This is a genomic window from Limosilactobacillus mucosae (genome assembly GCF_046939755.1).
Classification (GTDB): Bacteria; Bacillota; Bacilli; order Lactobacillales; family Lactobacillaceae; genus Limosilactobacillus; species Limosilactobacillus mucosae_A.
In genome coordinates this window covers 1-18,875 of the sequence record NZ_JBKZAY010000003.1, presented here as the reverse complement: position 1 = coordinate 18,875, position 18,875 = coordinate 1, and the positions used below count along the sequence as shown (strand labels likewise).

15 protein-coding genes and 2 tRNA genes are annotated in these 18,875 nt (G+C 44.6%); 6 read left to right on the top strand and 11 right to left on the bottom strand.

What is annotated here, in order from left to right; all coding sequences use genetic code 11:
• Nucleotides 1-72 precede the first annotated feature (72 nt).
• The 7 genes from ACLUWI_RS01795 to ACLUWI_RS01765 all read right to left on the bottom strand — a co-directional run bounded on the left by ACLUWI_RS01795 (nucleotide 73) and on the right by ACLUWI_RS01765 (nucleotide 6,636).
• Complete coding sequence (locus ACLUWI_RS01795) at nucleotides 73-378, bottom strand: hypothetical protein (RefSeq protein WP_052088811.1); 306 nt, start codon at nucleotides 376-378, stop codon at nucleotides 73-75.
• A gap of 100 nt (nucleotides 379-478) precedes the next feature.
• Nucleotides 479-802, bottom strand: a complete 324-nt coding sequence (locus tag ACLUWI_RS01790; protein ID WP_278758404.1) for a hypothetical protein — start codon at nucleotides 800-802, stop codon at nucleotides 479-481.
• Nucleotides 795-2,627 (bottom strand): AAA family ATPase, encoded by a 1,833-nt coding sequence (locus tag ACLUWI_RS01785; protein ID WP_412145988.1) that lies wholly within the window; start codon nucleotides 2,625-2,627, stop codon nucleotides 795-797. Before ACLUWI_RS01785 ends, ACLUWI_RS01790 begins: the two co-directional genes overlap by 8 nt.
• A gap of 35 nt (nucleotides 2,628-2,662) precedes the next feature.
• Nucleotides 2,663-3,097, bottom strand: coding sequence for a hypothetical protein (locus tag ACLUWI_RS01780; RefSeq protein ID WP_034540343.1), 435 nt, complete (start codon nucleotides 3,095-3,097; stop codon nucleotides 2,663-2,665).
• Nucleotides 3,098-3,124: 27 nt separating this feature from the next.
• Nucleotides 3,125-4,054 carry a hypothetical protein gene (locus ACLUWI_RS01775; protein WP_412145914.1) on the bottom strand — a complete coding sequence of 310 codons (930 nt, stop codon included), beginning with the start codon at nucleotides 4,052-4,054 and terminating at the stop codon, nucleotides 3,125-3,127.
• A gap of 23 nt (nucleotides 4,055-4,077) precedes the next feature.
• Entirely contained in the window at nucleotides 4,078-6,132 is a 2,055-nt protein-coding gene (locus ACLUWI_RS01770) for a DNA topoisomerase (RefSeq protein WP_412145913.1), read from the bottom strand.
• A gap of 198 nt (nucleotides 6,133-6,330) precedes the next feature.
• On the bottom strand, nucleotides 6,331-6,636 hold the full coding sequence (locus tag ACLUWI_RS01765) for a helix-turn-helix domain-containing protein (protein ID WP_034540347.1): 306 nt from the start codon (nucleotides 6,634-6,636) through the stop codon (nucleotides 6,331-6,333).
• A 235-nt stretch (nucleotides 6,637-6,871) separates the two neighbouring features.
• Here ACLUWI_RS01765 and ACLUWI_RS01760 point away from each other — a divergent pair, with 235 nt between their 5' ends.
• From ACLUWI_RS01760 to ACLUWI_RS01750, 3 genes are all read left to right on the top strand, one after another.
• Complete coding sequence (locus ACLUWI_RS01760) at nucleotides 6,872-8,011, top strand: tyrosine-type recombinase/integrase (protein ID WP_006499531.1); 1,140 nt, start codon at nucleotides 6,872-6,874, stop codon at nucleotides 8,009-8,011.
• A gap of 162 nt (nucleotides 8,012-8,173) precedes the next feature.
• Complete coding sequence (phoU, locus tag ACLUWI_RS01755) at nucleotides 8,174-8,920, top strand: phosphate signaling complex protein PhoU (RefSeq protein ID WP_412145912.1); 747 nt, start codon at nucleotides 8,174-8,176, stop codon at nucleotides 8,918-8,920.
• A gap of 133 nt (nucleotides 8,921-9,053) precedes the next feature.
• A complete protein-coding gene (locus ACLUWI_RS01750; protein ID WP_412145911.1) occupies nucleotides 9,054-9,911 on the top strand; it encodes a patatin family protein in 858 nt (285 codons plus the stop codon).
• Between the two features lie 60 nt (nucleotides 9,912-9,971).
• Here ACLUWI_RS01750 and ACLUWI_RS01745 read toward each other — a convergent pair whose 3' ends face one another.
• On the bottom strand, nucleotides 9,972-11,111 hold the full coding sequence (locus tag ACLUWI_RS01745; protein WP_412145910.1) for a hypothetical protein: 1,140 nt from the start codon (nucleotides 11,109-11,111) through the stop codon (nucleotides 9,972-9,974).
• A gap of 240 nt (nucleotides 11,112-11,351) precedes the next feature.
• On the opposite strand from ACLUWI_RS01745, the gene ACLUWI_RS01740 reads away from it, so the two are divergent.
• Both ACLUWI_RS01740 and ACLUWI_RS01735 read left to right on the top strand, forming a co-directional pair.
• On the top strand, nucleotides 11,352-14,267 hold the full coding sequence (locus ACLUWI_RS01740) for a YfhO family protein (protein ID WP_412145909.1): 2,916 nt from the start codon (nucleotides 11,352-11,354) through the stop codon (nucleotides 14,265-14,267).
• 305 nt (nucleotides 14,268-14,572) lie between these two features.
• Nucleotides 14,573-15,319, top strand: a complete 747-nt coding sequence (locus ACLUWI_RS01735; protein WP_412145908.1) for a potassium channel family protein — start codon at nucleotides 14,573-14,575, stop codon at nucleotides 15,317-15,319.
• 645 nt (nucleotides 15,320-15,964) lie between these two features.
• On the opposite strand, the gene ACLUWI_RS01730 is transcribed toward ACLUWI_RS01735, so the two are convergent.
• The gene (locus ACLUWI_RS01730) at nucleotides 15,965-16,813 is read right to left on the bottom strand and encodes a hypothetical protein (protein ID WP_412145907.1); all 849 of its coding nucleotides are present in this window, start codon (nucleotides 16,811-16,813) and stop codon (nucleotides 15,965-15,967) included.
• A gap of 683 nt (nucleotides 16,814-17,496) precedes the next feature.
• On the opposite strand from ACLUWI_RS01730, the gene ndk reads away from it, so the two are divergent.
• The gene (gene ndk, locus ACLUWI_RS01725; RefSeq protein ID WP_412145906.1) at nucleotides 17,497-17,928 is read left to right on the top strand and encodes a nucleoside-diphosphate kinase; all 432 of its coding nucleotides are present in this window, start codon (nucleotides 17,497-17,499) and stop codon (nucleotides 17,926-17,928) included.
• A gap of 777 nt (nucleotides 17,929-18,705) precedes the next feature.
• On the opposite strand, the gene ACLUWI_RS01720 is transcribed toward ndk, so the two are convergent.
• Nucleotides 18,706-18,780, bottom strand: a tRNA-His gene (locus ACLUWI_RS01720).
• 6 nt (nucleotides 18,781-18,786) lie between these two features.
• A tRNA-Tyr gene (locus ACLUWI_RS01715) sits at nucleotides 18,787-18,867 on the bottom strand.
• Between the last annotated feature and the right edge of the window lie 8 nt (nucleotides 18,868-18,875).

Below are 18,875 nucleotides of genomic sequence, written 5' to 3'. Positions count from 1 at the left end.
CAAGTTTCGCCAAACAAAAAAACCAGCCGAAGATTCGACTGGTGAAATAATATTAGGAGATTTATTAAGCAGTTATTCTGAGAAGTTTTGGTTAGCGTAGCCTTCCAGCCAGCTCAGCAGGAACCAAGCGGCGATGCAGACAACAATACCAACACTGGCTTGAATCCAGCGCTTCTTTGCTTTCCGTGCGGCTTCCTCGCCACCAATACCGAACAGGCCAGCTCCCCACATGATTGAGGCACCCATACCAACCAGCGCCGCGATCTTAAGATCATTGGCGATCGTCTTGATCGTGTTAGCCGTATTTTGACCAACGTCAGCGTTAAAGTACAAGGGACTTACCACATGCGTTTGGTATCCAGCCCAGAGATTAAGCATCCAAGTAGGCATTTTCATTCTCCTTTCCAAATGAATTTCGTTTCTACAAACGATCTTTTACCCAGAATAAACATTTTTTTCGTTAGTTTAAGTTTCGCCATCAATAATTTTGGCTTGTTTCTGTTTTAGAATCGCCCGTGTCAGGCCGAAAATTTTCCTTTGGCGCCGACGCCTCGCTTTCAGAAGACGTTGATTCTGGTGGCATTGCTGCCGGCAATTCAGCTAGCCACTGCTTAACCTGATCCGTGGACTCAAGGTGGTACAGTTCCATAACGCGTTCGCCGATCTTTTGGGCGACCTTGGTCTCTTCTTCCTGACTGATCCGGTTGAGCTTTAAACGGGCTGCCTTCACCTTGGCCAGTGCCTGCTCATACTGTTCTTGGGCATTCAGAGTTTTTTTATTCGTAAATTTAGCTTTAGCCAACTTTTGTGCCTTCTTTCGAATTGGTGTCCAGCAGCTGCTTAAAGATAATTTGCCGGCCATTGATCAAATGACGCTGCAGCGGCTGGCGTTCTAGTTGCGTCCGATGGTCAGAAACCTCGGTCTGAATCGTGTGATAGTGATTATCCGGCGTGCTTTCCAGTTGCAGAATAATCATAGATAATGGCGCGGTGACATCGCGTTCGATAACGCGCTCCAACGGCCGGGCACCGTTCTTAACGTCAGTGCCGACATCTGCCAGATAATCGATCAGATCCTGTTGAAACTCCAGCTTAAAGCCATGTTCAGCCAGGCGCTGATTGATGACCTTTAAGTCGTTTCTGGCGATCTGTTCGATGATATCGCGCGTTAACATGTTAAACACGATCTTATGCTGGATTCGGTTGACGAATTCCGGCCGAAAAATATTGGTCAGCTCCATCTGTACCTGCTTGCGGAACGCGTCCCGACGGCGAATTCGTTGTCGTGGCGTCTCATCGACCAGTGAGGCCTCGTCAATGGCATGCTCATAAGATTCCTTATCCGCAATCAGATCTGCCCCCAGGTTTGTCGTCATGATGATAATCGAGTTGCGAAAGTTGGTTGACCGTCCACGCTTGTCGCGCAACTCTCCATCGTCAAGTACCTGTAAGAGTCGATCATGCACGGCCGTACATGCCTTTTCAATTTCATCAAACAGTAGAATACAGTACGGTTGTCGTTTAATCTGATCCGTCAGCAGGGATTGAAAATGATCCAGTGAGGAACGTTCGCTGAATTCTGACATATCGAACCGCACCATTGCTTCCTCATCATCAAACATGACTCTGGCCAACGCCTTTGATAATGCCGTCTTGCCTGTTCCCGTCGTGCCTAAGAAAAGAAACGAGCTGAGAGGTTTATTCGGTGCTTGCAGGCCAGCCTTGGCAATTGTGATTGCATCAGCCACTGCTTTAATGGCTTCAGGCTGCCCTTTGACGGTTTCCCCCAGCTTCTGCCGCATATTGCGCAGACGGACGTTATCATTACGTAGCACATTAGTTACTGGAATGCCCTTCATTTCCTGAAGCACCAAGGCAATCTCTTTTAGTCCAACCTTATCTTTGCCATGCGTTGCAGCAATCGCTCCAGCTTGATCCAATAGATCGATCGCCTTATCCGGCAGGTAGCGGTCAGCGATATAGCGAATTGATAGATCAACGCAGCCAACAACGGCTTTGTCAGAATATCTAACCTGATGATACTTCTCATAGGTTCCCTTAATTCCTCGCAATATTCTGATCGCCGTTGCTCTTGTCGGCTCATTGACCAGTACTTGCTGGAACCGCCTTTGTAGAGCTGGATCGCGTTCGATAAACTTATCATATTCGTCAAGCGTTGTTGACCCGATCAGTTGAATATCGCCCCGCGCCATGGCCGGCTTTAACACGTCGCCCAGATCCATTGCGCCATTGGTTGAATCCACACCCATGATGGTATGAACCTCGTCGATAAAAAGAATGTTCTGCCCTTTTGTCGCCTGAAACTCTTTGATCAGGCCCAGCATTTTGCTTACCGTATCATTCTGACCAAGCGCGGCAATCTGCAGGACCCGAATCCGCTTGTCATTAAGCTGCCGGCCAGCCTTTTTTAGGACAATCAGCCGAGCCAGTCCCTCAACAATGGCCGTCTTACCAACCCCCGCCTCGCCAATCAGAATTGGATTGTTTTTGGAGCGACGATTCAGGTTGTAAATCACTTGCCGAATTTCGTCATCACGAGCAATTGCCCGGTAGGCATTAGGATTCAGCGCTACGGCTGCGGTCAGATCATCAGTGTATTTATCCATCAATGGTGTTTCAGTAGTCACTGTACCGCCCCCTTCTATGGCTGCGAAAGCAAAATTGCCTCAATGATATTGGAAGTTTTGATCTGCTTAACGCCTGTGTCATACCAGTAACACTCAATCATTTCGTTCCGTTGACAGAAGCTGACCTCAAAGCGGCGCATTAAAAATGGGTTGTCGATTTCCCATGTATCCTTGGTCAGCTGATTAGATACAAACCAGTAGTTGCTGTTCAGACCAGCCAGCTCCATCGCATCGCGCAGTTCGTAAATGCGCAGCCTGGTCAGTGTACTTAGGCCATCTTCCCGCCAGCCAATTGGCAGCCGGTTCGGCGCAGTCAAGTCAGTCATGATTGACTTATCTGACCAGCGTTGTGCACTCTGGCGAGAGTCTTTATTCAGCTTGTGGACGACATCAGCCGTGTAGCCGCTTTGGTTAAGTGCACGAAGCGTCTGAAAATGTTTCTGCTCCATGGCCTGCACCTCCATTCACATTGATCTTTACCAAAGATTTTCGCTATCGTCATCATCTTCTTCATTAGAATCAGCTTCATCATCGTCGGCCCATTCATCGTCATTGTCTGCTGCATCTTCTGACCATTTGCCGGCCAAGTCGGTTGGATCATTTTCGGCTACTTGTTCGCTGGCCGTTTTTTCAGCCTCATGTTCGGCAAACTTTTCCGCCACGTCATCACCAGTTCCAACGGTTTTGGCTTCTATAACGTTAGCAGATTCATCTGGTTGCTTCTCTTGAAAATCCCAGTTAAAGCCATCGACGTTTTGGACTTCATCGGTGATAAAGTCATCATCATCATCTTCTTCATCGTCGTCATTCTGAAATTCCTTAGTAGGATCGTAGTCGTCAATCAGACTCGTATCGGTAGTCGAAGCTTCCTTATTAACCGGCGTTAGTTTAATTGGCTGTTCTTCTGATTCTTCTTCATGCTCACCGGCTTTCTCACCATCAGTAGTAGCTTCATTTGATTCAGTATCTGAATTGGGTGCCGGCATTTCATCTTCAGCCGTATCTTTTTCGTCTGTATCAGCAGACAGTAATTCTTCGCTGGCCGATGCTGATTTTGCATCGGCTTCGGCTGCTGGGGATTTTTCAATTTTCTTTATAGCCACAGGTGCCATCGGTTTTTCTTCGATTTTTTCTGTAGGTGCAGGTGCTGCCGGTGCCTCGGCAATCTGTTCAGCCGTCCCAAACCGAAATAACATGACACCGCCCAGATCGGCATAGTTCTTTTGAAAGAGTCTTAGAATCCAGTAAGAACCCATTTGTGGCTCCGTATCAGTTACAAAGTACTGTTGGTAGTCATCTTGTGGCACCATGATATCCAGATCGCCGCATTCAGTACTGAACGTCAGCTGCATCAGGTTGTTGAAGTATGGTTCTTGTTTGATAAAGTGTCCGCGGATTTTAAACATAATGATTCACTCCTCGTATTTTCTTAGTCCTTGTCAAAATCAGGAACAAAAGCGATAAATTTGTGGCCCTTGTATTCTCGTTCGCCAAGTTGACCAGTAATTTGTCCCTTCTTGTAGTCAAACGTAATGGTATTGCCTGCGGAAAGCTCTGTTAGTTCCCCTTGCGTCCAGGTATGTTCGCCCCATTTGGCATTGATCTGGACCGGCTTTCCCTGGTAGGTTACGTCTACCTTGTCACGTTTTGGATATTGCTTCTTTTCTGGCTTGCCAATGGTTTGCTCAACCAATGCCATGTTCTGCTGCAGCAGTGGCTTATCATGCGTAATGACCGTATTAATAGAGTTAAGCACCTTTTGCGGTTTCAGCTTAAAAGCACCAACGGCATCCATACCTTGGAAAAGCTGTTCGGTAGCCTTTGGCGAGGCAATCATGGTCCCCTGCGCAATCACAGCCGACATCAAGCCAGTTTCCGTCAGTGACAGCACACCCTTGGTATCCTTCAGTAAGTGAGAGTTGCTTTTGGCTGAGGTCAGATCAGCCATGGTGCTCTGTTGGGTAGCCCCAGTACCAATACCATACTTGCCGTAGTTGGCCAACCGCTTGAACAGCCAGGCTTTGGTTGGTTTAGATGGCTTTGGATTGGCACCTTCGGCAACGATCGATTTGGCTTGCTTGCCTAATGGCTTTGGTTCCTTAGGCAGTTCACCCTCGCAGTAGATCTGCTTGTAGTTGTAGTTAACCGGCACGTTGTACTGCGTTCCGAAGGCCGGATATTCTTCGATAACTGCTGTAACGACCCGATACAAGTAGTCTTCACCAAGGATTGCCAAGGCCGTACGACCAAGCAGACAATAGATATCTTTGGCACATTGTAAGTCGTTTTTATTCTTCAGCACTTTGCCCAGGTCATCGAGACTGGCTGGCACTTTGGATCCCGGCCGGTTGGCACCGTGCGTAGCAGAATCCTTGACCAATTCCTTGCGTGGCGCTGTATGCGTCAATAGCTTAACGTTGACACCTACCAGCATGGCAACCTCTTTTGAGTTCTGTACTAGCTCATTAAACTGTTCAGTAGTAATCACCTTATCCTCAGTTCGCGGATAGGAAACATAGCCAGCTTCATAGAGCTGCTGGTAAACGTTTTTAATCTGGTTTGACGAGTAGCCTTTTTTACTCAGCAGCGCATCAACCTTGGCCAAATCAAGCAGCGTCTTTGGCATATTGCGCTTATTTTCCAATCTCAAGCGCTTGACATGCACCGGCGACTGATACTGCTGCAGCTCCTGTTCTGCCAGTGCCTTGTCGCTATGCCGAATCTTGGCCAGTTTCTCTTCATCGTCCTTGGCTACCTTGCGAGCATAAACGTGACCTTGATCGTCTTGAAACTTAACCTCGAAATATGGTTTCTTGACGTAGTTTTTAATTGCCTGTTCACGTTGATAGACCATCGACAGCATAACCGACTTCAAGCGCCCCTGATTAACTACCTTAACGTAGTAGCCGGCATTACGAATGTAGCTGGTGGCCAAACGTGTCAGCTGCATTGAGGCAAAGTCCCACTTGGAGCGGACGTTAGCTTTCAGATAGTCGCCGTCTTGCGACTGATCGGAAACGTCCTTAAGATTGCGCATTGCCTTAATGATTGACTTAGGTGTCTCATCATCGTGATACTCACGATAAACCTTGCCATGCCAGCCAATGGCATTGATAATTTCCCAGGCCAGCAGTTCCCCTTCACCAGACGGATCATTATCAGTAGCAATCACAATTGATTGCGAAGATTGACTGACTTTTTTAATCTGACTCAAGAGCTTTCTGATATTGGATCCTTTTGTTGGTTCCTTTTTCCAACTGAAATCGGCCAAATTCCAGGGCATATTTTCCGGCTCCCAGGAACTGTAGCGATCTTTTAAATCATCGGATACCTGATCTTTTGGCTCTGCCAGTTCCATCAAGTGTCCCTGCGCATGCACGATCTGATAGCTATGGCCGTCAAAGCTGCCACTCATGCCGCCCAACGCTTGTGCGAAATTATCGGCTGCTGACTTCTTTTCCGTTAAAATCATATACTCTGCCATTTTGGACTCCCTTCTAGATTCCCTTCATTCAACGGTACTTAATAAAGTTAGTTGAAATCAAACTTTGTTCAACTTTCGCCAGAATATATAAAAAAGGCAACGATTGTTTCGTCACCTTTGGTTAACCTCGTTCCAAGGTTGGAACGAGGTTGCAGATCTTTCTTTTGACGCGCGTGCCCGGCAAGACTTTGCGTCATTTTACTTTAATGTCTTTTTTAACATACAGGCATCAAGCTGGTGGCGATTCAGCCGCACCATTTTGCCAACAACGACGAACGGTATATCGCCATCTGCGATCCAGTTTTGCAGCGTGTTTACGGAAATATTCAAGTATTTTGCAGCCTGCTGCTTATTCATATACTCTGGCCACGTTTGTTCATCGCGCCGAGTTGCCGATCCAACCACCTGGACTGCTGCATCTTTTACTATTTCTAAAATCGCCTGTTTCAAATCATCTGGCAGTTCCAGCTTGACCTTGCTTGTATTCTCAGTAGTTGCTGACACATCGTTCACCTCTTTTGAGTTATTAGAATGTGGTTTCAAACCACACTCTAGAATTTAAGATACTCAATGATAAAATTAGTGCAACAATGGCCCTCTTTTTGTTTAACCTCGTTCCAACCTTGGAACGAGGTTGCGGCAAAAGTAGTATCATTGAATTAAATCAATAGAATTTTGATTGATCCTTTAGCTATGCGCGTGCCCGGCAGCCGTAAATTCATAGAAAGAAGGATCAATCATGTGGACTGAACCCACGAAAACTGGCAAAGTCAAGTTTGTTGAACAATTTAAAAACCCGTTGACGCTCAAGTACACGCGTGTATCAATTACGATGGACAAGAAAACCAATACCACGCGCAAGCTGGCGCAGCAGACCCTGAACAAGCGGATTGAAGAGAAACTTCGTCATCTTGCAGATGGTCAGATCAAAGAAGGCGTTACATTCGGCGAATTAATTGAAGAATTTGAAGTATACTATCAGCAAATGGTTAAACCTTCAACGTTTGCGGCTTGGAAAAATCTCAAGGTGCATATTTTAAAGAATTTCAACTCAGACATTTTGGTATCAAAAATCACCAATAAATATCTGGTCAATATGCTGGAAGCTATGATCTATCAGCGTGGATATAGCAATACTTACGTTGGTCTGATCAAGTTTAAGATTAATCAGCTGATGCGCTATGCGTACCGGCATGACTATAGTGCAACACCAATTGGTCAGCTTGAGATTAATTGGAAACGCGATAATTCAGCGAAAAAAATTGAAAATAAGTATCTTGATGATGATGAGGTCAAACAGGTGCTGGAAGCTGTTAGAGCAATCAATCCAGTACATGCTGACGTCTTGTTGTGGCAATATCTTACTGGCATGCGGATCGGTGAAATTCTCGCTCTGCAGATCAAGAAAGTTTTTCAAGAAAATGGCAAGTGGTATGTCAAAATTGACTGTACGTTGGATTATTCTTACAAACCCAAAAGTAAGTATACAATTAGCAGCACTCCCAAAACTCAAAGCAGCAACCGGACCATTCTTCTGCCAGATAAAGCGGTCAGAATTTTTCGCCAGTATTGTCTGAATAAGCAGCCTAATGACCTTTTATTTAGTATTCAAACTAAAACCGGTATTTTTATCAACCCTACTTCAATTAACAATCGGCTTGACATAATTCAGCAAGAATTGAAATTAGACAAACCACTGTCGACGCATATTTTCCGCCATACGCACGCTTCTAAATTAGCTGAGCTAGGCGTGCCAGTTGAGCTGATCTCAAAGCGGTTAGGTCATAAGGATTCCACCATTACGCGCGAGATCTATCTGCATGTAACAAAAAAGACCGCTGCCCGATACAGCGGTCTGATTAATCATCTTGACGTATGATTTTCCCCTTCAGTGTCCCTTGTAATTTTTTAACAGGTCTGTAATCGTTGGGAATTAGCCTTTTATAAAATAGATAGATAATTTTACGCTATATTTACACATTTTTTACATTAGACAAGTATAGTAGTCAAAGAAAAAAGCCCCATAAAGGAGAGAGATCATATGAACGAGATTTTTAACGATGAGCTAAAAAAACTGCGTGGCCGTTTTATGGAAATGGGGATCAACACCTCCGAACAGATTTATAAGGCAACTAAGGCGTTCATTGATCGCGATGTGGCACTAGCCAAAGAAGTCGGCGAAAACGACCGATTGATCAATGATGGCGAAACCTACCTGGAAAAGCACGCCTTTAAGCTGATGAACATTCAAAAGCCAAAGGAAAACGAGTTTCGTTCAATCATGAGCATCCTAAAAGCAAGCTCAGATCTGGAACGAATGGCTGATCACGCCTCTCATATCGCCAGAGACGCCATCCGTATTAAAGGTATGGACCAACACTGGCCAGACATCGAAAACGACATCGCCGAAATGGCTGAAACCGTGCGTCATATGTTGGAAAAGGCGCTCGATGCCTATGTCTACACTGATGAAAGAACGGCCTATTCAGTTGCCAACATGGATTTGGAAGTCGATAAGCAATATGTACAGGTCCATGAGAAAATCATCAACCGCATGCACGCTCATCCCGAACTGATCAAGGATGGCAGTCACTACATTACCGTGATTCATCTGCTGGAGCGAATTGGCGATCATATCGTTAACCTCGTCGAATGGGTAATCTACGCAGCGACCGGTAAAATCACAGAACTCAATCCCGGCAAGGCTGATCCGGAACTAGTCAATCGCGAGCTCCAAAAACAAGCCGAAACACAGGCAAAGCAGGCCGGCCAAAATAAAAACGTCTGATTCTACGACCGCCAAGCCTTTTTAACCACGGCTTAGCGGTCGTTTTGCATTTTAATAATCCTTGCTTGCTTTAATGATATGTTATTATAATCATATTCAATACGATTAAATGCATGAAGAGAGAGGGATTACAATGCTTTACAATGCGGCACTAGTTTTGGAGGGTGGAGCTTTTCGCGGTCAGTATACAGCCGGCGTCTTGGATTGTCTGCTGAAGCATCACATCGAGTTTAAAAGCGTGATTGGCGTCTCAGCCGGTGCATTGTGCGGTGCCTGTTACGTGGCCAAGCAGTATGGGTACGTAAATCACGTCAACACCAGCTACCGTCATGATTCTGACTATGTTTCGCTCAAACGCGGACTGCATCATGAAGATATTCTCAATCTGGACTTTTTGTTTGATGATCACGGCTGGGACTGGCATCAATTTGATCATCATGCCTATGAGCGCTCTGCATCGAACTTTACAGCGGTGGCAACCTCAATTGAAACTGGCAAGCGAATTGACTTTGTAAACTACCGGCGTGAAGGTTTGGTAACTGCTCTGAAGGCTTCCTGCTCAATGCCGTTTTTAGTTGAACCGCAACCGACTGATCAAGGTCCTTGCCTCGATGGCGGAATTGCTGATTCGATTCCGACTGATCTGGCTAAAGAACAAGGATTTGACAAGATCGTTGTCGTCAGAACGCGTGAGGCCACATATCGCAAAAAGCCTTCCAGTCCCCTGGTCAAGGCGCTTTATCGTCGCCAGTATAAAGACTATCCGATTTTTGCCGAAGAAGGCATCAACCGGCCGGAAGTATATAATCAGCGATGCAACGAAATCGACGCTGCCTTTTTAAATAATGAGCTTTACTGCATTACGCCACAAAAACCGGTTAAGGTCAGCCGATTTGAAAATAACGTCAAAAAACTGGCCGGCTTTCATGATGAGGGATTGCTTGAAATGGAACAGCAGCTGCCTCAGTTGATTGCCTACCTTGAACATTAACCTAACCGTCGTCTTCTTTGGAGGCGGCTTTTTTTATTGGTTGGTCGCAATCGCCAATTTTTAATGGATCATTTCTTTTATCTTTGCAGCTGTTGCCTGGTCACGAAAATAATATTGACTGCCCAGTGATGGCTCTGACAGCAGAATGTTCAAAAACTGCTGAACATCAAACGACTTAGCCAGGGCCGTTAATATAATCTTAAGGTCTTTGATCTGACGCCGCGCGCACCGGTTTGACCGTAGACTGGCAACCAGCCGCTGCGCATCGATCTGGTCAGGCTCGGTCAGTTCAATTACATGCAGATAGTCCTGCAGAATCGACTGGTCAAAAACTTTCAGCTGGTGTTCAGCAGTTGCTTTAAGTCGCAATGCATCAATCAAATAGTCAACGTCTCCTAAAATCTTTCTTAAATTGAATTTTTCAAAATCGATCGTTTCAACCTCATGATGTGCCGCTTTAGTCAGGCTCATCGTTGACGCTGCCGGACCATCATCATCTAAATGGGCACTGATTTTCTGGCGGAATTGATCAATCAGTTCTGGCTCTGGCATTGGTAAGCCATCCCCAGTCAATCGCGGCCAGATCTGTTCACCATCCTCAACTCTGACCAATCGCAATGTTGTACGGTTATATTCAGCATGACCAAGCCAAAATGAATCCTTGATTGCCAATTCTTTTCCCACATCGATAGCGGAGTCTCGCCGGTCCCAGACCGAGGCGTGTTCTTTAACCGAGACCACAAATTTTTTAAGTGTTCGGCTATAGTAATAGGACGCATGGTTTTGGCCATCCACGATCAAAACAAAATGCTCTGCCGTTTTCGGATCACTTTCCTGCTGTTTTGGCGTACTCGTTTGCAAAACCAGCGTATTATCAGCTGTCGGTGAATTAACGGCATTGGTTTTATCAGTATCGGTTTCTGCTTGCATTGCATCATCAGCTGGTACATCAGCACTACTCTCCGCAGCAAGCGATAGTCTCGTTGCATCATCATGCGCCAGATCATAAATCCAAAAGGCCTCGGCACGCTTCTTGGCAAACAGCGTAGGATAGCGTGATTTCAATTTAGGATAATCGGCAGCCAAATCCGTAGCCGATTCCCAGATAAACTGCCGCTCGCTTTTTTGGGTGAAATTTTGGCTGACTGACCAATACCAGCGCGTGTGGCTAAGCGATCGATACAGCAAGGCAAATGACATCTTGATTCCCTCCTTAAGTTTTCAAAAAACATATGTTCGCCATCTACATTTTAGCAGGCGAACATACTTTTGGCAATCTTATTTTTAAACAGTCGGTTAGCTTGATTTGAATGGGTTGCGTATCAATCTGATCATAAAGCCAACAATTCGTTAAAATACCTTAATATTTTCACTGGCAAGGTTTACAAGAATATATAGTAAAATAGAAAGGTGTACTTTTTATTCTAAGGAGCAATTTCAATGAACTTCTCATTCGACAAGCGCGATCATCGCATGCTGTATCTAAAATATACGCTGATGTTTGCCTTTATCGCGCTGTGCATGTTCGGCAGCTATGCTATCACCGGACATACGTTGATCTGGAATAAGGATGCCTTAAATCAGCACGTGCCGCTGCTTGGCGAATATCGTAAAATCGTGCTGGGCTGGCTCCATCATCCGACACGACCATTAAACTGGTGGTCTTGGAACATGGGACTGGGCACCGATACTTTCCAGGTCTTTTCCTACTATTCGATTGGTGATATCTTCGCCTATCTGGCATTGCTGTTCCCAGCAGCTAAGCTAACGCTGGCCTATCAAGTTATCACCGTCGTACGAACGTATTTTGTCGGCTTGACGTTTTGCTGGTTTGCTGGTCATTTTTCTTTTCGCGACCACGTTATCTTAGGCGGTACCGTGGTCTACATGGTGAACTCATACCTATTGTACGCCAGCATCGCCCAGCCGTTTTTCATGACGACTTTTATTCTGTTTCCGATTCTGGTCGTCCAGCTTGAACGTGTCTTGCAAAATGGCTCAGCCTGGCCGCTTACTCTGGCATTTTTGTGGATGCTGATCAACAATTACTATCTAGCCTATGTGTTAGGAATCGGTACATTTATCTATCTGATACTCCGCGTGGCCACTCATTATCGCCACACGCTTAGCTACGGCAGAGTTCTGGCTAAGTTGGCCTTTGCTGCAGTTACCAGTATTATGACCGCGGCCTGCCTTTTGGTTCCAGAAATCATGGCCGTTATGAACTCCACTCGAGCCGGTTCCGAATTTGCCAATGGTCTTAAACACTATCCGTTCTACTACTACCTGTTCTTGCCCAAACAGCTGATCAATGGTGACCAGTGGACGTTTATGTTCTGGTCGGCATTGGGCTTAGTCAGCATCGCTTTTATCGCCATCGTTTATCTTTATACACGAACCCGCGAATTTCCGCTTTTATCAATCAGCCTGGCACTGGCATTGGCTATGCTGTTGATTCCGGCGGTGGGGGCATTTTTCAACGGTATGATGGCGGCCTCCAATCGCTGGACGCTGCTGATCTACCTACCGATTGCCATAACGGTTTGCCTGCTTTTGCAGAATGCGACCCGACTTGATCGGCACACGCTTTGGATTTTAACCTGCGCGACGGGCATCTATCTTTTAGTCTTGGTAGTAACCTATATTTTCCAAAACGACACGACCATGTTTATGCCGATCATCTTTTTGATTATGTCGCTGTTGATGCTTTGGATCATTAATCTGCATGGCACGCCGCATCCCGATCGCTGGCTGGTTACGATTATTTTGGCCAATGCTGCCTGCAACGCACTGTATGTCGGTACGCCTTATAACGGTAATTTCGCCAACAGTACATTGGTGCGCGGCCAGTATCAGTCGATTGCCCAAAATCGCTATGGCGGCTTGGAAAAGGGATTGAACGATGGCTCGTTTTTCCGGGTGTCCACGATCTCCAACAATCAGATTACTTCTGGCGGGCTTTTAGATAATGATCTGACCTCAGGGATGCACAATATCGATTCATACTACTCACTGCAAAACAAGTACTTAGGACAATTTAGTACCTCGTTGCAAAATACTCAGTATCAGGCTAACGTTCCATTGCGTCAGGTTGATGATCGGACCGTTTTGAATAATTTCCTTGGCGTCAAGTATCTATTCGTACAAAGCAACAGCGATAACGCCAATAAGATTCCGGGCGGCTATTTCCTTGATGCCACTACGGAACCTAAAATAAACTATGACGTTGGTCAGCCAGCCAATCCAACTGATCAGACACAGCTGGTTCCAACCACTACCAATCGTTATCAGACCAATAATGCCTTTCCGCTGCTTTATTGGCAGGATTCCTACATCAGTAAAAAGACCTACCAGAAGCTATCGCCTACTGCTAAGGAACGTGCCTTGGCCAGCGGGGTAACGATTAGCTCAAAAAACAACGGCGCCACCAATGGAATGAAGACTGCCAATTTGAAAGGCAATGTCATCAAACTTAAGTCGCAGCTGGTTTCAAACCGCTTAAACAAAATCAAAGCAACTGATCTTAAATATACTGACAGTCTGGAAACCTATCAGCTGCAACTGCCGCAGTTGACCAGCAAGGCATTCAAAAAACAGCTCAAAGACAGTGAACTGCACGTTGAGTTTTCCTCGATCAAGTACCAGCCGTTTTCAATGAAACAACAGATCGCCTATGAGCAAAAGCACGAAGAACAGCAGTCAACGAATCCTGGAGATATCGTCAACTATCGCTTTAACCAGTACAAATTCTGGCGCTACCATATTCTGAACGGTTCACCAGATATGAGCTATGCGATTAAGATCTCCAGTCGACTAGGTACAGAAAACTTAGAACAGCCTAAACAAAGCAAGCTTTCATTCTTCAAGCTAGTCAAAAACGGCACGATGAACATTGGCTACTTTGCTAAGGGAATGCCATCTTCTTTAACCCTCAAACCTTCTAAGCTGGGGATCTATCAGTGGCAGTATCAAGTAGTTGCCGAAAAGCTGGGAACCAAATACAATCAAGAAGTGCGTCAGATTCAAAAACACGCGCTTAAAAACGTCAAATTCAAACGCAATCAGCTTTCAGGAACGATTACGACTTCGCGGGTCGGTATTCTGACTTCTTCGATTCCATACTCAACTGGTTGGACGGCGACCGTTGATGGCAAAAAGACTGCCTTGCTGCGGACCAACCAAGCTTTTGTCGGTCTGCGCCTGTCTGCGGGAACTCATCGCGTTGTCCTGCACTACCACGTACCAGGTTTGGCTCTAGGCTGTAAGATCAGTCTGGTTGGTTTGATCTGGATGCTTTTGGCTGCAGTTGCCAGTTGGCTGATCAAACGTCACGGTGCCAACAAAGCTTCAGCATAACGTTTGATCAACAAGTCTAAAACTACCAATAGCGCTATACCAGGCTTCAAAGCTTGATATAGCGCTATTTTAGTTATCAATCAGTTTCAGTTGAGCAGACTGCCTCTACATACATGGGGAATACTTATAATCCCAGGGCTGGCAGTCGATTGAAAGAGGATCACCCCCACATACATGGGGAATACTAATCATAAACCGCTAAGATTCAACTCAGATTAAAATATTGATCCGCGCTAAACTATTGTCACCTTGCTACAAACGAATTATTATTAAAACTAATTACTATACTATTGGGAAAATTGACTATGAATCCTCGCAAACACAAAATTCTGTTGTTCTATCAGCTGTTTATTGCACTGATCGCTTTAATCTCAATTCTTCTGCTGCTGTTTGACTGCGCTCACGCCATTAATCTCAGCCAAGCGCCCTACGTTTGGATCGATCGCGGTATCTGGGTAATCCTGGTGATTGACTACTTTACGCGCCTAGCAATTGCAAAAGACAAAATTCAATTTTTCAAGGAAAATATCTGGGATCTGCTTTCAATCATCCCGACCAACTCAATCTTTACGCTGTTCCGTTTTGCTCGGGTCGCCCGCGTCTTTCATATGCTGCGCGTCTTACGGCTTTTGCGCTTGGTTGGCCTGACGGTACGCTTAAAAAGATTCTTTCATACGGATGGCCTGATCTACTATCTTTATCTTAGTTGTGGGATTTTATTCATTGCTTCGGGAATGTATAGCATTTCAGAGGGCGTCTCATTTTCAACGGCCTTTTGGTGGGCCTTGACAACCGTTTCAACCGTGGGCTATGGCGACGTCTCACCGACTACACTCTGGGGACGGATTGCCGCGGTTTTGCTGATGGTCGTAGGTGTCAGCATCATTGGGCTTTTGACCAGCACGATCACGACTTATTTTGAACCTACCAATCCGCATGAGGTCACCAAAAAAGAAATCGCCAAGCTGCATGCCGAAAACAAGCAGCTGCATCAAGAACTATTGGAAATCAAACAGATGTTAAAAGAGCAACAGCACCATGACGCTAAATAAAAAGCAGTGCCGTATCAAACATTTTTAGGGCCCTGTTTTCTTCTAAAATTGCATGATAAATCAAATTCATTGATACGGCTTGGCAGCAGACTTTCCTGCGGTCAGGCCGTTTTTTATCTGAGTTCATTTGAGATATGATTGCTGCTTTGTTTCTTATCATATGGATGCCTTTCTTACCAGATCTGCTTAAAATCGTTTTATCAGGCTTCCAACCCAAGTTTTCTTGAGGCACTAACTATGAATTGCCACTTCTTTTACTTTCTCGTTATAATCAGCATCATTTTCTTAGTCGCTGTCATTATTTTATTGACGCCAAACATTCATTTAATTATTGGTTCGAATTTTATCTATTATTTTTAGTTAATGTAAATTAATGCTGTTGCTATTTAGTTTAACATTACGAAAATATAGAATCGTCGTTGCCAATTCAGACATCAAAAAAGACCATCCAAAAGCGATTGCCTCACTAATCAGATGACCTCAAATGGCTAATAATATTGTCAAGCTCAGCGCTTAATGACATTGCGTTTATTGAGCAGGACATTATTAACTGACTACCAGTATAAATCAATTATACGATATTTAAGGTTTATTAAAACCCCATCATGAAACTGTTAAACAAATTTTAATAAAACGTATATTAGATTATCGTTTTAAATATCGAACAAATTCTTCAGCTGCCATATCCCGATCTGAATTGAGCAAAGGAGAAAACAGCAGCCCAAGGCCAACATAAAGCATGATGCATGCCCAGACGATTGGCTCCCAGCTCTTGATCGGCCAGCTGCCAAAACAAATGCCGACTACAAAAGCAGCCACGATCAGCAGCACAGCAACGGCCAAAGCAGCATTGCGCATCCGCTGCCAGTATTTGCCATAGGGGTAGACGAACTGTGAGATCCAGATTTCAAGTTCCTGACCAGTGGCCCCGCCCCGCCAGATTCGCAGCATTTTTTCATGAGTCTCATCCCAGACAAACGTATCAACCCGTTCATAGCTAACAGCTGCAGGTTTGCCGTCGGGACGCTGCTCGTGACCATTTTGACGCGTTGTCAGCTCAAAAATCGTTCTTTGTCCTTCCAGCTTGACTTCACGACAACGCACCAGATCTAATTGCATGTCTAATTCGCGCCGACTTTCATACACTCGCTGCTCACATTCCCGCAAGAAAGCTTTAGATTCCAGCGGTGTCATATACTGATCCATGATTCCTTTAGCTGCATCACGATTATTATTGGCAAGATGTTCGCTGGCAGCTTCAAGCGTTTTGTGAAAGCCATTAAAGATCCGCAAACCGCGCAAAGCCTCGGGCGAATCCAGCGGGAGAATCTGCCAAGAGATCGGATGCCGTTGCGACAGCACGTTGAGCCGGTGACGTCGCATCCGTCGACAAAAATCCCCCCATAAAAAGCCAACTGCCAACATCAAAAATAAGCCTAATACTAAAAGGCAAAAAAGGCCCCAGCCGTCAGACATCATTATTAAACTTATCATAGTCTCACCTTCCGCATGGTTTGTCTTAATTATAATCGATTATGAGATTTGGTGGCGATAGAAATTAGGCAAAATATTCAAGACCCAAGTCATCAGCCGCGATATTTTTAAAGTCCTTAATATTAGTGATTACCTTTTCGTTAATCAACAATTTATTATTCATAATTCATAATTTACAATTCACTATTTACATTGAGGGAGATTATTAAACAGTAAACGAAATGCTTTAATATCAACAAGTTTCGTTAACATTTCGCCTAAGGTTAACTTTTTACTATTTACAATTCACTATCAACAATTCATTATTTACGTTGTATTAGTTTAGTTCAAAATAAAACAGCGAATCCGCATCCAAAATCTGAACGTGGATTCGCCGTTATTGATTCAACAGCATAAGTCAGCTGCCGATTCTCTCTTTACCAATCATCTAATCACAATTTTAACCAGTTTGTCCTAAAACCGGTTATTATTCTCTGACTAACTATGCAGGTTTAATTCTACCGATTCTCGTCTTATTTTCAAGCATTTAGCCTCAACATAAAAATAAGTTCTTCATTAGAAATCCGAAAGCTTTTCGTTTAACCACACGAAAGGAAAAATCATTTAATTTGAAAGCGATTTCTTGACAAAAGTAGCCGATATGATATGCTAATAGCATAGTTTGTTAAAGGGAGGCCGCTAATATGGTCGAAGATGAATACACTTTGGTTTTGGTAAAACCGGATGGCGTTAAAACGCGTCACATCGGCGACATTATTACTCGCATCGAACGCAAGGGATATCGGATTGAAGCGTTGAAGATGATCAATGCTACCAAAGACGAACTTGAGCGCCACTATTACGATAAAACCGACAAACCATTTTGGCCTGAAATCCTGACTTACATGATGGAAGGACCAATCGTCGGCATGGTCGTTTCTGGAACTAATGTCGTTGAAGCCATTCATAATATGGCTGGAGCTACCAATCCGGGCCAGGCTGAATGGGGGACGATTCGTGGTGACTTTGGTCGTGAATGGCCAGATGGCGTTTTGCGGAACGTTATTCACACTTCCGATACCGTTGACGGCGCAGCGCGTGAAATTAAGATCTGGTTTCCCGAATTTAATTTCTAACTGATTTCAATCCCGGCTTGACATTTAAAGTCGGGATTTTTTATTGCGATAAAAGCGCCTCAAGACCGTAAATTAGTCCTAAAACGCTTTTTTCTTTGCCAATCAATCGCTTACTTTGTTGAATGCTTGTGACCACTGTACATTCCTTGCCAGTTGTGCTGTAGTTTTGCATAAACGTCAAAGTGCTGATCACATTTGGGAATCAACGTATTTGCGGACAGCGCGCAAAGTTGTCTTGTAATTCTTGGAACAAAATAAGCTCACCATTATGCTGGATTGGAATTTTAAAGCGTGAAATCCAATGCCCGCCAAATATCAATGAGTCAATTATCAAGTCAACCTCAGCTTAAGAAATCCGAATAAAATTGCGAACGTCTCGGTCATCATAAAATTTAAAAAACCAACACCATTAGCCTTGTCTTCTGCCAATCGGCATTCGTTCATAGTTTCATGATTCTTGACAACGACAGACGTCAAAGCCATCGTGCTTGGATCACCTAACCCATCTGCTATAATCAGTCGCTGCCTTGCTCTTAATAGTCATCCAAAATGTTACTCAATGAATCGCTGGTATTACCATTACTGCCTAAACCGACCTTGATTCTAAAAACAGATATATCAGCGTAATGTCCGACTAATTGCCCCAATTATGATCAAGATGAGTTCTGAGGCATAAACAATCATATTCGCGATGTGGTAAATCCTAGCAGTTTTATTCTAAAATTATGTAAAAAAAAGATCATGTCCAAATCAATTGAACATGATCTTTTTAACAGAGGCGGTATGTGGGATTCGAACCCACGCATGTCGGACCCACAAACCGATGTGTTAACCAAACTTCACCAATACCGCCATAAGTGGAGGAGGGTGGATTCGAACCGCCGAACCCGAAGGAACGGTTTTACAGACCGTCGCGTTTAACCACTTCGCTACTCCTCCATAATAAA